Source organism: Bradyrhizobium sp. WYCCWR15520 (assembly GCF_056174665.1).
Window position 1 is genome coordinate 177341 of record NZ_JBWBWM010000002.1, and the last position, 14405, is coordinate 191745.

The window sequence follows — 14405 nt, forward strand, 5'->3', positions numbered from 1 at the left end:
TTATGCCTTCGGCTTGCAGTGCATCAGACCGGTCCGGCGGCAGCTTGCCACCACCTCGCCGCGCTGATTGGTCATGGTGTGTTCGAATTCCACGATGCCCTGGTTCGGGCGCGACTTGCTCTCGCGTTTGGAAATGATTTTGGTGTGCGCCTTCAGCGTATCGCCGTGGAACACCGGCTTGGGAAACTTGACGTCGGTCATCCCGAGATTGCCGATCGTGGTGCCGAGCGTCGTGTCGTAGACGCTCATGCCGATCATGATGCCGAGCGTATAGATGCTGTTGAACAGTCGCTGGCCGAATTCAGTATTTTCGGCGAAATGCGCGTCGATATGCAGCGGCTGCGGGTTCATGGTCAACAGGCTGAACATCGTGTTGTCCATTTCGGTGACGGTGCGGCTGAACTCATGATGGAATTCACGGCCGACCTCGAACTCCTCAAAATACAAACCGGCCATCACCGCCCCCGGTAATTTGGCGTTCGCTTTTCGACGAACGCATTCAGCCCTTCCTGACAGTCCTCGGTCGTCGCGACAAGCGCAAAGCTCTCGGCAGCATTCTCGACCGAGCGGCGGAAATCGGCGTCGACCGCCCGCATGAAGGCATCACGCCCGATCTTCATCACGATCGGTGATTTGGCGGCGAGCTTTCGCGCGATTTCCCGCGCACGCTCAAGCGCCGTCCCCTTTGGCACTATTTCGCTCAAGAGACCCATGCGAAACGCCGTCGCAGCATCGAAAGGCTCGCCCAGAAAAAGCGGACCGAACGCCTGATGCTTGCCGACCAGCCGCGGCAATTGGACGAAGTGAATGGCCGGGATCAGACCTACATCAATCTCGGGATAGCCAAAGGTACAGGCGTCGCCAGCAAGGATCATGTCGCAGGAAATCGCAATCGTCATGCCCCCGGCGCGCACCGCGCCATCGACGGCGGCGATGGTCGGCTTGCCCATGCGATACTGCGTATCGTTGAGCGCGAAATACAGCCGCTCGAGGAACTTCTTGGTTTCGATCCCGGGTTTGCCACGGACGATATCCAGATCGAGCCCGGCGCAAAATACCTTGTGCGCGCTGCCGATGACGACGGCGCGCACCGCTTCGTCTTCTCTCGCTTTCGAAAGCGCCGCCAGCAGCGCATCGATCAGGTCCATGCTGAGCGCATTGACTGGCGGGCGGTCCAGCATGATCTCGGCAATATTGCTCGTGACGGAATAACGAACGAGATCGCTCATGCTTTGCCTCCCTTGGCCTGACGCACCGCGCCAGCCTTGACCAGATCGTCGATGGCGCCGCGCTCGAAACCGGCTTCGAGCAGCACCTCAACACTGTCATGGCCTATATCAGGTGCGGGGCACAAGTCATCCTCCGAGAAGCTTGCAATGCCCGGCGTCCGCGGTGAGTACACCGGCCCCACGCCCGGCGTATCCTGGCATACCGCAGCCCGCGTCGCCTCGACATGAACGTTGCGCAGCCATTCTCCGGGATTGAGTATCCGTTCGGCGATGAGATCGGCGGCATGCAGCCGCGATAGCCAGACATCCGTCGGCTGCGTCGCAAACACCTCCCGCAACTGCGGGATCAGCGCATCCACAGAATCCGCGCGCCGCGCAAAATCGGCAAACCGCGGATCGCTGGCAAGATCCTCGCGACCGATTGCCGAGCATAGCCGCTTGTATTGCGGCTCATTCACCAGCGTGACCATCATCCAGCCATCGGCCGTCTGATAGGAGCCCGCCGGAACGTTCAGCGCACGCGGCGCACCACCCTCCAGAATATGTTCGGCGACCTTGTGGCCGAGCAGTGCAGAGGTCGATTGGCAAAGATTGACGTCGATCCAGCGCCCGGTGCCGACGGTTGCGCGCGCGAACAACGTGGTCGCGATGGCCTGGAAGCCGTAGACGCCGGTGACGACGTCGGAGATCGTGGTGCCGGCCCGATGTGGGGTGCCGTCGTTGCCAACATTGATCGACACAAACCCGGAGAACGCCTGTGCCACGGAATCAGAGCCCGGCCGCTTCGAGTAGGGACCGCTCTGCCCGAACGCGCTGACCGAGAGATAGATCAGCCCTGGATTGTCGCGCGACAAATCCTCGTAGCCAATGCCGAGCCGCGCGGCGACGCCCGGCCGAAAGCCTTCGATCAGCACGTCGCAGTCCTTCGCCAGCCTTCGGGCGATTGCAATCCCGTCCTTGTGCTTCATGTCGAGGCAAAGGCTGCGCTTGCCTCGGTTATAGACCGCCGACAGCGTGGTGTGGGTTCCATAGGTCGTGCCGAGAAAACGCGACCAGTCCCCCTCCGGCGGCTCGACCTTGATGACGTCGGCCCCGTACACGCCGAGCAGCATAGCACAATAGGGCGAGGCGATGCCCTGCCCGAAATCCAGCACGCGCAGGCCGCGATACGGCGCCTCATGCGTCGGCGATAGCTTGCGTTCGATCGTCATCTCGTCCCCCGGGGTCGGGCCGAAAGCTACAGCGCGAGATAGCGCTGACGAATATTTTCGTTGGCTTTCAGCTCTTCGATCCCGGATGTGTAGACGATCTGACCCTTGTCGATAACCGTCGCGTGGCTCGCAAGGCCAAGGCAAAAATGCATGTTCTGTTCGGCGATCAGCACGGTAGCGCCGGTGCCGCGGAGTTGTCGCAGCAATTCGCCGATCCGCTGCACGATGATCGGCGCCAAGCCCTCGCTCGGCTCGTCCAGGAGCAGCAGAGCCGGATTGCCCATCAGCGTGCGCGCAATCGCCAGCATCTGCTGTTCGCCGCCGGACAGCCTTCCCGCGATCCGCTGACGCAGCGGCTCCAGCAGCGGAAATACGTCATAGATACGCCGGATCGGCCATTCGTCTTCGCCGTTCGGCCCCTTCTTGGCTCCGATGACCAGATTGTCCTCGACGGTATGCTCCGGAAAGATCTGCCGATCCTCGGGCACAAAACCGAGACCGGCTCGCGCGATGTGGTGCGGCTTCAGCCCGGAAACAACTCTGCCTTGCAGGGTGACCGTACCACGGCGGGCGGGAGCCAGACCCATGATCGCTTTCATCGTGGTCGACTTGCCCGCACCGTTGCGGCCGAGCAGCGCCATGGTCTCGCCCTGCCGTACCGAGAGGCCGACGCCAAACAGGATCTGGCTCGTGCCGTAATAGACGTCGAGGTCCTCGACCTGCACCACGGGCTGCGTGCTCATACGGCCCCCGCGTGATGTTCGGTGCCGAGATAGGCTTCGATCACGGCCTCGTTGCGACGGATCGCATCCGGCGTGCCGGTTGCGAGAATGCGCCCGTAGCACAGCACCACGATCTCAGGCGCAATCTTGAATACGATATCCATGTCATGCTCGATGAATACCACCGTTATCTTCTGCTTCTCCCAGAGCTCCCTCACCTTGTCGATCATCCGCCAGCGCTCTTCGGTGCCCATCCCGGCAGTGGGCTCGTCGAGCAGCAGCACCTTGGGATCGAGCACCAGCGCCAGCGCGATATCGAGGAGCTTCTGGTCACCATGCGACAGCGTCGCCGCAGTCCGGTTCCGCTTGTTGGCCAAGCCCAGCAGCTCCATCGCATGCTCTGCGCGGTCGCGCGTCTCGGCCAAAGGGAAGCGACGGTGCAGGACGGTGGCTTTGCGCTGATCGGCGCACACCGCTGCCAGCATCGTCTCCTGAACCGTCAGCGACGGAAAGATGCTCGCGACCTGGAACGCGCGGCCGATGCCGTGGCGCACGATCTCCGGCGGCGTGCGCCCGGCCAAGTCGACGCCGTTGAGCAGGATCTGGCCAGCGTCAGGCGTCAGCGCGCCGGTGATCAGGTTGAAGAACGTGCTCTTGCCGGCGCCGTTGGGGCCGATCACGGCGGTGAGCGAACCGTCGGCAAAGTCGAGCGTGACATTGTCCGTCGCCTTGACGCCGCCAAACGATTTGGAAAGGGAGCGTATCTCCAGCATGGCTACTTCCCGCGACCATCGCGGCGTTGCGCGTACCATTCAACGACGAAATCCATCAGGCCCTTCCGCAAGCCAATCGCGAAGAACAGGATCACAATCCCCAGCACGAGCCCATGATATTCAGTCAGTCGGGTGACGGTGTCGTTGAGGATCAGGAGCAGCACGGTGCCGACCATCGGCCCAAGGAACGTGGTCACGCCGCCGAGCATGTTGATGAAGATGCCCTCGCCCGAAATGGTCCAATAGGCGAATTCCGGATAGGCCCCTGAGACGAACAGCGCCATGATGACCCCGCCGGTTGAGGCGAACAGCGCCGCGAGCACAAAGATCGTCAACTTGGCACGCCAGACATCGATGCCGATGAAGCTCGCACGCGTGGCGTTGTCGCGGATCATGCGCAACGTGTAGCCGAAGGGCGACTGCGCGATCTGATGCATCAGGAACAGTCCGATCACCAGCAACGCGCAGCTCGTGACGTAGAGATGCAGATGGTTCGATAGGTCAATACCCCAAAACGGCGGCCGCGGGATGCCGCCGCGCAATCCCTGATCGCCGCCGGTCAGCGATACCCAGGACAGGATGGTCGAGTGGATCAGCATCTGGAACGCCAGCGTCACGAAGGCGAAATAGATTTCCTTCAGCCGCACACAGATGGCGCCAATGATGAGGGCTGTGACAAACGTGATCGCGAGCGTGGCAACGAAAGCCACCGGGACGGAAACGCCGGTCTTCTGCATCATCAAACCGAAGCCGTAGGCACCAAGGCCGAAGAACATGCCATGGCCAAACGAAGTCAGGCCGGTGTAACCGACCAGAAGATTGAGTGACGTCGCGAACAGCCCGTAGGCCGCGCAGCGGATCACGAAGTCGAGCAGAAATTTGCTGCTGAAGAGCATCGGCAACAGTGCAAGGACGACAAAGACCGCCAACGCAATCAGGACATCCCGATTGCGCCGCGTCTTTGCCTGGACGTGAGCGACTTCGAGTGCCTGCGCGCCCTGATCGGCCTGCAGCTCGGTCATGCGACCTCCTTGCCGAACAGCCCGGTCGGCCGCGATACAAGGACGATCACCATGAACAGGTACATCAGCCCTTCGGTAAACAGCGGGAAGCCGAGCGATCCGAAGGAACGGATCATGCCGATCAGCAGTGCCCCGATCAGCGCGCCCAGGATCGAGCCCATGCCGCCGATCACGGTAACAATGAAGGATTCGATCAGGACCGAAAATCCCATGCCCGGCGTCAGCGAACGCACTGGCGCGGCAAGCGCCCCGGCCAGGCCCGCCAGCATCCCGCCGAGCGCGAACACCCCGCCATAGATCAGGCCGGTGTTGATGCCGAGCGCGGACACCATGCCCGGATTATGCGCCGCCGCCCGGATCACCTTGCCAATTCTTGTGCGCGCCAATCCGAGCCCGAGCACCGCTGCAGCCGCCAGCGCGACACTGATCAGCAGCAGATAGTATGGCGGCACCACCCCGCCGGCGATGAATAGCGGTGCCACCTGGAACGCCACCGGCATGCCCATCGATTTGAATTCGGGGCCCCAGATCATCCGCACGACATCATCGAAGATCAGCACGAAGGCGTAACAGACGAGAACCTGCATCAACACGTCGGCGCCATAGACGCGACTCATGAAACCGCGTTCGAATATCAGGCCAAGGATGGCCGTGCCGGCCGCGCCGCACAGCATCGCCAGCGCAAAGCTGCCGGTGAGCTGATAGGCCGTCATCGCGAAATAGGCGCCGAACATATAGAAGGCGCCGTGGCTAAAATTGACGACCTTGAGCACACCGAAGATCAGCGTCAGCCCGACGGCGACGAGGAACAGCAACATGCCGATGATGAAGCCGCTGGTGGTTTGCGTCACCAGACAGGCGGAACTGGCGAGACAGCCGGTAAGCGCATCGATATCCAAGGGAAGCATCCATTACGGCACGCCACAATGGGCGGCGCGCGAGAAAAAACTCCGCAGCGAACGAAGGCGGCTCACGCCGCCTCCGTGATCGCCGATCGATCAGGTGTAACCCTTGCTCTTCTTCCACTCGGCTTCGAGTTCGAAGATCGTCTTCCAGTCGCCTGCCTGAACCTGCGGCACGTAGGGCTCCTGCGGGATCGTGGTCCCCCAGCCGATCGCATAGCCGACCAGCGTCTGGTCCTCGGCGCGCATGGTGACCGTGCCGTCGGCGCCGAAAGGAGACTTGATCTTGAGGCCGCGCAGTGCCTCTGCAATCTTCTTGCCGTCCGCTGAATTCGCCTTCTTCGAAGCTTCCGCTAACAGCATGATTGCAGTTGCGTTTTCCCATGACCAGTTGGTGGGATATTCGTTGTACTTCGCCTTGTAAGCGTCACCCCACGCGGCGTTTTCCGCGGTCGCGGGATAGGTCTTGATGTAGCGGTTACCGGAGTGAATGCCCTTCGGCAGGTTCTTCACCACCGTCAGCGCGGTGTAGTCGGCCATGTTGACGGCGAAAACTTCCATCTGGCTGAACAGCGCGTAGATGTTTGCCTGATCGATATAGGACGTCAGGTCGCCGCCCCAGAGGCAGGAGTACAGCGCCTGCGGCTTGGCCTGCAGGATTTTCGTCACCACCTCGGTGTAATCTGGCTGGAACAGCTTTGGCCAGGACTCGCTGATGATCTCGACATCAGGCGCAAAGCGCTTCAGATACGTCACGTATTCGCCGGTGGTGTCGCGGCCATAGGCATAATCCGGCGAGCAAGTTGCCCATTTCTTCAGGCCCTTGGCTTTCGCGATCGCCGCTGCGTAGCTGCCTCCGACGATCGAGTCGTGCACGCCCTGCCGCGCAGTGCGAAATGCGTTGGGAATGTGCTGTTTCGGATCGGCGGTGAGTGACGAAGTTTCCGAATTGGTGTGAATGCAGAGCACACCGAGATCGCGTGCCACTTCATGCACCGCGAACGCGCCCGACGACGCCTCCGCGTCGATTAGAATTTCGCATCCGTCAGTATTCACCAGTTCTCGCGCGACGCGGGCGGCTTCCTGCGGCTGCCCCTTGGAATCGCGGATCACCATTTCGATCTGTCGGCCGGCCAGACCGCCGGCAGCATTGACCTTCTCGACTTCCAGCGTCACGCCGTTGCGCGACGAGGTGCCAAGCTGCGCGACACGTCCGGAGAGAATGGTCGGCATGCCGACCTTGATGGTCTTGGATTGCGCGCGCGCCACCCAGGGCGTCGCGAATGTCACTACACCGGCGCCCATCATCGCCAACGTCGCACGTCGGCTTACGCCCGGTTTGCGGGTTCTCGTCATTGCTTCCTCCCTTGTGGGTTTGCGTTCCCAAACCCCGGCCGGAGATCGTGTCGTCTCCGTATGACCTGAGAATTTCAGAGCAAAGGGGGTGACGTCAAGCCAAATATGAATTACGAGTCAGAATTCATATTTGGACCCCCGGCAACCGGCCGTTCGAGCTGATAATGATCAATCTTTCGAGCTTCATCGCATTTCACGCCCGGCGGACGCCGGACCGCTGTGCGCTGAAATATCGCGGCGAGGATGTCTCCTATGCCGAATTCGACGACCGTATCCGCCGCGTCGGCGGATGGCTCGCGGCGCGCGGGATCAAGCCCGGCGACGTCGTTGCGGTGCTGATGAAGAACAGCACGGCGTTTCTCGAGCTGGTGTTCGCGACCAGCCATATCGGCGCGGTGTTTCTGCCGATCAATTATCGCCTGTCCGCCGACGAGGTCGGTTACATCGTGGGCAATTCCGGCGCGCGCATCCTGATTGCGGATGCGGAGCTTGCGGACATCGCGGCCGGCGGCGCGCCGGTGGTACTGCTCGATGAGGCGGCGCAATCCAACGCAACACGTCTTGCGCCCGATATCGCCCCCGCCTCTCTTCATGTGAGGCAGCCGCGCGACCTGATGCGGCTGATGTACACGTCTGGCACGACCGACCTCCCCAAGGGCGTGATGCTGACTTACGAGAATCTGTACTGGAAGTCGGCCGACCAGACGCTCGTGCTGGGACTGAACGCGGACACGCGACTGCTGGTGGTCGGTCCGCTCTACCACGTCGGCGCGCTCGACCTGCCTGGCATTGCAGTGCTTTGGCATGGCGGCATGCTTTCCATCCACCGCAACTTCGAGCCCGAGCAGGCGCTCGCCGCCATCGACGCGGAGAAACTCAACGCCGCATGGTTTGCCCCGGTGATGACGACCGCGATCCTCACCTGCCCGACCCGCGACCGTTATAACGTCTCCAGCCTACGCTGGGCGATCGGCGGCGGCGAGAAGACACCAGAAGTTCGCATCCGCGCCTTCTCCGATTATTTCAAAAACGCCCGCTACATCGACGCCTATGGCCTGACGGAGACCTGCGGCGGCGACACCTTCATGGAAGCCGGCCGCGAGATCGAAAAAATCGGCTCGACCGGTCGCGCCATCGCCCATGTTGAGATCGAAATCCGCGACGATGCCGGCAACAGGCTTCCGCCCGGCGCAAACGGCGAAATCTGCCTGCGCGGGCCGAAGGTCACGCAAGGCTACTGGAAGGATCCCGAGAAGACCGCGGCCGCCTTCTTCGGCGACTGGTTTCGTTCTGGCGACATCGGTTATCTCGACGAAGACGGCTTTCTTTATCTGACCGACCGCAAGAAGGACATGATCATCTCCGGCGGCGAGAACATCGCTTCGTCCGAAGTCGAGCGCGTCATCTACGAATTGCCGCAGGTGCGCGAAGTCGCCGTTGTCGGCATGCCGGACGATCGTTGGGGAGAAAAGCCGGTCGCAGTCGTCGTGCTCGGGGATGGCGCCACGCTGGAATTATCCGATCTCACCGATCATTGCCGGGCTCGGCTCGCCGGCTTCAAGGTGCCGAAACAACTTATCATCCGCGATAGCCTGCCTCGTAACCCTTCGGGCAAGGTTCTCAAACGTGTGCTGCGCGCCGAACTGGAATCCCACGCATGACGCAATCATCGCAAGCCGCATCCGGCAAAGTGACAAAACTCAACCGTGTCGAGCGCAACGCCTGGACCAAGCGCAAGATATTCGACGCCGCCACCAAGATCGTCGGCAAGTATGGCTACGCCGAAGCTTCGGTCGCCCGCATCACCGAGGAAGCCGGGGTCGCGCAGGGCACGTTCTACAATCATTTCGAAAACCGTCAGGAACTGCTCGATCAATTGCTGCCGAAGATCGGCATCGACATGGTTCATTTCATTCGCGAGCGCACCGGCACTGCGCACGCCGCACGGCAGGAGATCGAGCGCTTCAGCGCCTTCTTCGACTTCATCCGCGAGGTGCCGGAGTTCTTGCGCATCCTCAACGAGGCCGAATATTTCGCACCGATCGGCTACCAGAAGCATCTCGACAATATCGCGACCGCCTATGTCCGCATTCTCCGGCGCGCCCGCCACGCCGGCGCGATCATCGACTACAGCGACGAGGAATTTGAAGCCATCGTTCACATGCTGATGGGTGCGCGCGGCTACTTGAGCCGCCGCTACTCCTATGTTGGCGGCAACGTCACGGCAGCGCCCGAGCACGTCCTCTCCGCCTATCAGAAACTGGTCACGCGCGGTCTGTTCGTACCGGAGAGGAAGAACGGCCATGACCGCTGAAGGCGTCGTCCTCGTTACCGGCGGCAGCCGCGGCATTGGCGCGGCGACCGCCACGCTCCTCGCCAAACAAGTCCAAAAGGTCGTTATTGTCGATATCGCGCCGGAGCCGTTGGCTGGAACGCAAACGATCCTGTGGCCCGCGCCGTTCGATGTCGCGAGCGAAAGCGCCGTCGTCAGCGGCATCGCCGATATCGAGGCCGCGCACGGCCCGATCACCAGCCTCGTCAATGCCGCCGGCGTGTTCGGCAAGATGCACCGGATCGAACGCGTGCGGATGGAGCAATGGGACCGCGAGGTCAATATCGACCTGCGCGGCACCTTTCTGGTTGCCCGCAGCGTCGGCGTGAAGATGGCCGAGCGCCGACATGGCGCGATCGTCAATGTCGCCTCCGTCGCTGGCATGACCTCAGGTCCGATCCATGCCTATACCGCCGCCAAGGCCGGCGTCATCCAGATCACGCAGACGCTGGCCGCCGAATGGGGCCGTAGCGGCGTCCGCGTCAATGCGGTTTCGCCCGGCTTCACCCGCACCGTCGCGCTGGAAGCCGGCATCGCCTCGGGCGCGCTAAACAAGAAATGGCTTGAAAGCCCGACCGCGATGAACCGGCTGGTCGAGCCGATCGAGGTCGCACAGGCCATCGCGTGGCTGCTTTCGCCAATGAGCAGCGGCGTCACCGGAATCAACCTTCCCGTCGATGCCGGCTATATCGCCGGCACGACCTGGGCCGCCTATGGCGGCTTGCCGGAACCATAAGGCGCGTAAACGAGGACATCAGCATGAATATCGAGCTGCCGCGCAAGAAACTCGACCTGTCATCGGCTATCGCCGAGGGCGATATTCGTGTCCTGCTGATGGTGCTGGTGCACATGACCGGCGACGAGCGCTGGCTGGAGCCGCCCTACAAGCCCAAGCGCGACGTCCGCCTGATTCCGGATCCGCATGCCGGCGTACCGGAGGAGATCCAGGCCGAGATTCGCGCGGCCGTGTTGAAGCTGTTCGCAAACGGTGAACCGAAGCCGGCCATCACCGACCCCGGCAATGAACTGATGCTGAAGATGATGCGCGCGACGCTCGGCGAAAACGTGGCCCCGGAATATGCGCCGCTGATGCGCGAGGAAATGGGTTTCATCCCTCGGGAAGCGCGTTGGACCAAGCCGCCATCAAACGAGAAACTGGCCCAGCAGCATGTACTGATCGTCGGCGCCGGAGTTTGCGCGATTGCACTCGGTGTCGCGCTGGGCCGGCTCGGCATTCCCTACACCATCGTCGAGAAGAACGACGAACTCGGCGGCACCTGGTATGTCAATCGCTACCCCGGTTGCGGCGTCGATACGCCGAACCATTCCTATTCCTTTTCGTTCGGAAAAAGGAACCCATGGACACGCTATTTCGCGCAGCGACAGGAATTGCTCGACTATCTCAAGAAAGTCGCACTCGAACACGATATCCGGAGCCATCTACGCCTCAACACCGAACTGACGTCGTCGCGCTGGGACGAGAGCAAGCGACGCTGGATATCGACGCTGAAGAGCGCCAATGGCGAAGAGATATTTGAATCGAGCACGCTTGTCAGTGCCATCGGTCAGCTCAACGACCCCCACCCTGCCCACTTCAAGGGTGAGGAAGCTTTCAAGGGAGTGACGCTGCACTCCGCGCTGTGGTCCGACGACATCAATCTTGACGGCAAGCACGTTGCCGTGATCGGCACCGGCGCCACCGCCATGCAATTGGTCCCGTCGATCGCGGACCGCGTCGCCTCGGTCACGGTCTATCAGCGCACCGCGCAATGGGCGCGGCCGGTGGCGGGCTATTCCGATCCCATCACCGAGGGAGCGCGGTGGTTGCTCGCGCACCTGCCATTTTATGTGCAGTGGTATCGCTTCAACATGTTCTGGCGCTATGGCGACGGCCTGTTGCCGTTCCTGCGCAAGGACCCGGAATGGCCGCATCCGGACCGCGCCGTCAACAAGGGCAACGACCGGCATCGCGAGGAGCTGACCAATTTCATCCTCTCTGAATTGAAGGACCGTCCCGATCTGATCGAAAAATGCGTGCCGACCTATCCGCCCTACGGCAAGCGCATCCTGCTCGACAACAACTGGTTCAAGACGCTGACGAAGCCCAATGTCGAGCTGGTCACCGACACGATCGACCATTTCGCGACCGACGGCATTGTCGCTGCGGACGGCAAGTTGCGGCCCGCGGATATCATCGTCATCTCCACCGGCTTCAAGGTCACGGAGATGGCGGCGCGTCTCAACATCACAGGGCGCGATGGAAAAAATCTGAAGACGGCCTGGGCCAACGACAACCCGACCGCCTATCTCGGGCTTACCGTGCCGGACTTTCCAAATCTTTTCGTGATGCTTGGCCCCAATTCAGGTCCCGCGCATGGCGGCAGCGTGATCTTCCAGTCGGAATGCCAGAGCCGCTACATCTCGGCCTGTCTCGTCGAAATGATCGAGCAAGGCATCGCTGCGATCGATGTTCGTCAGGAAGCGCACGATCAGTACATCAGACAAGTTGATGCCGAGCATGAGCAATTGATCTGGACGCATCCTGGCATGACGACCTACTACCGCAACAAGCAAGGCCGGGTATTCTCGGCGATGCCATGGCGTTTTGTGGATTACTGGGCAATGACCCACGATCCTGATCTACAGGATTACCGCCACACAATGGCCTGATATACCGGCGGCCGCGGGAACCCGGCGGATGAACAAACCTTGGTTTACTTGACACGTGCCTCTATCTGCCGCAGCATTTGCGCCACTGCACCTGCAGGAGTCATGGAGCGTCAGCTCCCCGCTTCGCAGGCATTGGCGCCCCGGTTACATGATCGGGACGACACGCAGAGAAAGCGGACACAGTCCGTTGGCCAACTCTTGGAGAGGAGCATGACGCCACCGGGTCAGCCGGTGACCTTGCTCAGCGCAAGGTCCAGGCGCGGTTGAGGTCATAAGCAGCTGCCAGCCTCATCGCACCTTTCGACAATTCGAACACATACGCGGGACTGGAGCGCCAAGGCCACGCGCTGCCGGATCCTGAGATAAATGCTGGTGTCTACCAGAAATCCTTCGCCTATAACGAAGATGTCGGGCCCCGCGATGCTCCATGCACCGGGGCCCATTCGTTTTTGCAGTCTCAACACCGCGTCGCGTAGTTCCATCCTCGACCCGGATCGGGAATACTGATTCGATCGAAGAGGGATACGTCATGGGCAGGCCCCGCGTACGAATCTACACCGATTACAAAAGCCCCTACGCGTTCGTCGCCAACAAGCGGCTGTTCGAGCTCGAGGAAGCTTGCGGCGTCGAATTGGAATGGCTGCCCTACACGCTGCGCATTCCTGAATTCATGGGAACAGTGGAAGAGCGCACGCCGCATTTCTGGCGCAAGGTACGCTACGCCTATATGGACGCGCGCCGTTACGCCAATGCGCAGGGCCTCGTCATGAAGGGGCCGCGGCGCATCTATGACGCCTTTTATTCCAGCGCCGGCATGTTGTTCGCGCAGCGCCACGGCCTGTTCCGGCCGTATCACGACACGGTATTCCGGCGATTCTGGAGCCATGATCTCGAAATCGACGAACTGTCGGCAATCTCGGGCGTGATCGCATCGATCGGCGGCTCGTCCGAACAATTTGAAGCTTACGTCTACGGCCCGGCGCGGGCAGAGCACGACCGCATCATCGACGAGGCCGAAGCGCTCGGTGTGTTCGGCGTGCCGACCATGGTCTTCAACGGCGAACTGTTCTGGGGCGGCGATCGCATCGACATGCTGATCGAGCGCATCCAAAATCCGGAATCGATCGCGACGGCGCTCGGCAGCCGGCATCGTCCGTGAGGTGAGCGCCTAGCCGGTGGTCAAATGCTGCCAACACCCGGTGCGCTCCAGCACCGGCCGCAATGCAGTTCTGTTGTCAACGTCGAGTGCCGACAACTTGTCGCGAAGCTGCTGCAGGCACTTCACCTGATACTTGAACGGGGCCAAGGCATAAGGCAGACCCCAAACGTTCATCTCCAGCCGCTCGACGCCTTTCGCGAAAGCCTCAGCGTTCGCGACGAGGAACGGCAAATATAATTCGCCAGCTATCTTCAACAGCGCCTCGGTCATGCCACTGAGCGCCCGTTCGCGCGGATACCAATCACCCTCCACACCCGAGGCATCGTCCAGGCGCCGCACCCAATGATCGGTGAACGGCGCCTTCGCGCGCATGATCCCCATCGGGGTCGGATCGGTCGCCATTTCGCTGAGCTGGCCGAACCAGGCGAAGTCGGCGAGCGAGGGCCTGCTGCCGAACAGATAATTAGTCATCCCGACATGGGGCTCGAACGCTGCCAGCATTCGCACGTAGCTCTCCTCAAGCAGCGGCTTGTTTTCCGCAGTCGCACCGAGAATGACCATGCGTGAAATCTGCCGCTGCCGGAACTGCTCGATTTCCTCCGCACTGCCGGTTTCGGCCTCCGAGACCGACCACTCCTCGCCCGCCCAGCGCGAGACATAGGCCTGGTCTTCCGGATCCCACCAGCGATAGAGAAACAGCGGCTTGACCGCCCATTCGTCGGCGAGGTCTTCCAGGAGATCGCACACGAACGCGACCACCTTGTCGTCGGGAATGACAGAGCGGTCCTTGTGACGGCTCTCGAGGTCATACGCCAGCGTCGTCGTCTCGCCGCGGTAGGTACCGTCTGGATATTGCAGCACCGGAATCAGATTGGGCCGCAAATGCTCGGTCGCCTTGCGCAGCTCCTTGGTCATGATGACCCAGTCGAAGGCAATTCTGCGATAGCGCATCAACGCGCGCAGCTTGATGGCGTAGGGCGACGCGGTCGAGCCGATCAGCCGGTAGCGTCCTTCGGTCATGGCATTCAC

The 14405-nt window shown here is 61.4% G+C and carries 14 protein-coding genes; 5 read left to right on the top strand and 9 right to left on the bottom strand.

The window, feature by feature from the left end; translation table 11 throughout:
- The 8 genes from AC0QUY_RS02795 to AC0QUY_RS02830 form a co-directional block, all read right to left on the bottom strand.
- A complete protein-coding gene (locus AC0QUY_RS02795) occupies positions 1-456 on the bottom strand; it encodes a MaoC family dehydratase (protein ID WP_161856031.1) in 456 nt (151 codons plus the stop codon).
- On the bottom strand, positions 456-1229 hold the full coding sequence (locus AC0QUY_RS02800; RefSeq protein ID WP_475385658.1) for an enoyl-CoA hydratase/isomerase family protein: 774 nt from the start codon (positions 1227-1229) through the stop codon (positions 456-458). Before AC0QUY_RS02800 ends, AC0QUY_RS02795 begins: the two co-directional genes overlap by 1 nt.
- A complete protein-coding gene (locus AC0QUY_RS02805; RefSeq protein WP_475385659.1) occupies positions 1226-2440 on the bottom strand; it encodes a CaiB/BaiF CoA transferase family protein in 1215 nt (404 codons plus the stop codon). Before AC0QUY_RS02805 ends, AC0QUY_RS02800 begins: the two co-directional genes overlap by 4 nt.
- A 26-nt stretch (positions 2441-2466) precedes the next feature.
- The gene (locus AC0QUY_RS02810; RefSeq protein ID WP_475385660.1) at positions 2467-3183 is read right to left on the bottom strand and encodes an ABC transporter ATP-binding protein; all 717 of its coding nucleotides are present in this window, start codon (positions 3181-3183) and stop codon (positions 2467-2469) included.
- The gene (locus AC0QUY_RS02815) at positions 3180-3935 is read right to left on the bottom strand and encodes an ABC transporter ATP-binding protein (RefSeq protein ID WP_475385661.1); all 756 of its coding nucleotides are present in this window, start codon (positions 3933-3935) and stop codon (positions 3180-3182) included. Before AC0QUY_RS02815 ends, AC0QUY_RS02810 begins: the two co-directional genes overlap by 4 nt.
- Positions 3936-3937: 2 nt before the next feature.
- A complete protein-coding gene (locus AC0QUY_RS02820; RefSeq protein ID WP_475385662.1) occupies positions 3938-4957 on the bottom strand; it encodes a branched-chain amino acid ABC transporter permease in 1020 nt (339 codons plus the stop codon).
- The gene (locus AC0QUY_RS02825) at positions 4954-5856 is read right to left on the bottom strand and encodes a branched-chain amino acid ABC transporter permease (RefSeq protein WP_161856037.1); all 903 of its coding nucleotides are present in this window, start codon (positions 5854-5856) and stop codon (positions 4954-4956) included. Before AC0QUY_RS02825 ends, AC0QUY_RS02820 begins: the two co-directional genes overlap by 4 nt.
- A 99-nt stretch (positions 5857-5955) precedes the next feature.
- Positions 5956-7215: an ABC transporter substrate-binding protein gene (locus tag AC0QUY_RS02830; protein WP_475385663.1), complete on the bottom strand. Its 1260-nt coding sequence runs from the start codon at positions 7213-7215 to the stop codon at positions 5956-5958.
- Positions 7216-7379: 164 nt separating this feature from the next.
- On the opposite strand from AC0QUY_RS02830, the gene AC0QUY_RS02835 reads away from it, so the two are divergent.
- From AC0QUY_RS02835 to AC0QUY_RS02855, 5 genes are all read left to right on the top strand, one after another.
- Positions 7380-8876, top strand: coding sequence for an AMP-binding protein (locus tag AC0QUY_RS02835; RefSeq protein ID WP_475385664.1), 1497 nt, complete (start codon positions 7380-7382; stop codon positions 8874-8876).
- A complete protein-coding gene (locus tag AC0QUY_RS02840) occupies positions 8873-9529 on the top strand; it encodes a TetR/AcrR family transcriptional regulator (protein WP_475385665.1) in 657 nt (218 codons plus the stop codon). Before AC0QUY_RS02835 ends, AC0QUY_RS02840 begins: the two co-directional genes overlap by 4 nt.
- Entirely contained in the window at positions 9519-10283 is a 765-nt protein-coding gene (locus AC0QUY_RS02845) for an SDR family NAD(P)-dependent oxidoreductase (protein WP_475385666.1), read from the top strand. Before AC0QUY_RS02840 ends, AC0QUY_RS02845 begins: the two co-directional genes overlap by 11 nt.
- Positions 10284-10306: 23 nt before the next feature.
- Positions 10307-12217, top strand: coding sequence for a flavin-containing monooxygenase (locus AC0QUY_RS02850; RefSeq protein ID WP_475385667.1), 1911 nt, complete (start codon positions 10307-10309; stop codon positions 12215-12217).
- A 529-nt stretch (positions 12218-12746) separates the two neighbouring features.
- Complete coding sequence (locus AC0QUY_RS02855) at positions 12747-13376, top strand: DsbA family protein (RefSeq protein WP_475385668.1); 630 nt, start codon at positions 12747-12749, stop codon at positions 13374-13376.
- Positions 13377-13385: 9 nt separating this feature from the next.
- Here the strand turns inward: AC0QUY_RS02855 and AC0QUY_RS02860 are convergent, their stop codons facing one another.
- Positions 13386-14396, bottom strand: a complete 1011-nt coding sequence (locus AC0QUY_RS02860) for a glutathione S-transferase N-terminal domain-containing protein (RefSeq protein WP_475385669.1) — start codon at positions 14394-14396, stop codon at positions 13386-13388.
- Positions 14397-14405: the final 9 nt, after the last annotated feature.

Excerpts from the sequence above, each read along its gene's own strand:
- AC0QUY_RS02850 (WP_475385667.1), top strand. The coding sequence starts at position 10,307 with ATGAATATCGAGCTGCCGCGCAAGAAACTCGACCTGTCATCGGCTATC.
- AC0QUY_RS02830 (WP_475385663.1), bottom strand. The coding sequence starts at position 7,215 with ATGACGAGAACCCGCAAACCGGGCGTAAGCCGACGTGCGACGTTGGCG.
- AC0QUY_RS02860 (WP_475385669.1), bottom strand. The coding sequence starts at position 14,396 with ATGACCGAAGGACGCTACCGGCTGATCGGCTCGACCGCGTCGCCCTAC.
- AC0QUY_RS02815 (WP_475385661.1), bottom strand. The coding sequence starts at position 3,935 with ATGCTGGAGATACGCTCCCTTTCCAAATCGTTTGGCGGCGTCAAGGCG.
- AC0QUY_RS02820 (WP_475385662.1), bottom strand. The coding sequence starts at position 4,957 with ATGACCGAGCTGCAGGCCGATCAGGGCGCGCAGGCACTCGAAGTCGCT.
- AC0QUY_RS02840 (WP_475385665.1), top strand. The coding sequence starts at position 8,873 with ATGACGCAATCATCGCAAGCCGCATCCGGCAAAGTGACAAAACTCAAC.
- AC0QUY_RS02845 (WP_475385666.1), top strand. The coding sequence starts at position 9,519 with ATGACCGCTGAAGGCGTCGTCCTCGTTACCGGCGGCAGCCGCGGCATT.
- AC0QUY_RS02810 (WP_475385660.1), bottom strand. The coding sequence starts at position 3,183 with ATGAGCACGCAGCCCGTGGTGCAGGTCGAGGACCTCGACGTCTATTAC.
- AC0QUY_RS02800 (WP_475385658.1), bottom strand. The coding sequence starts at position 1,229 with ATGAGCGATCTCGTTCGTTATTCCGTCACGAGCAATATTGCCGAGATC.
- AC0QUY_RS02855 (WP_475385668.1), top strand. The coding sequence starts at position 12,747 with ATGGGCAGGCCCCGCGTACGAATCTACACCGATTACAAAAGCCCCTAC.
- AC0QUY_RS02835 (WP_475385664.1), top strand. The coding sequence starts at position 7,380 with ATGATCAATCTTTCGAGCTTCATCGCATTTCACGCCCGGCGGACGCCG.
- AC0QUY_RS02805 (WP_475385659.1), bottom strand. The coding sequence starts at position 2,440 with ATGACGATCGAACGCAAGCTATCGCCGACGCATGAGGCGCCGTATCGC.
- AC0QUY_RS02795 (WP_161856031.1), bottom strand. The coding sequence starts at position 456 with ATGGCCGGTTTGTATTTTGAGGAGTTCGAGGTCGGCCGTGAATTCCAT.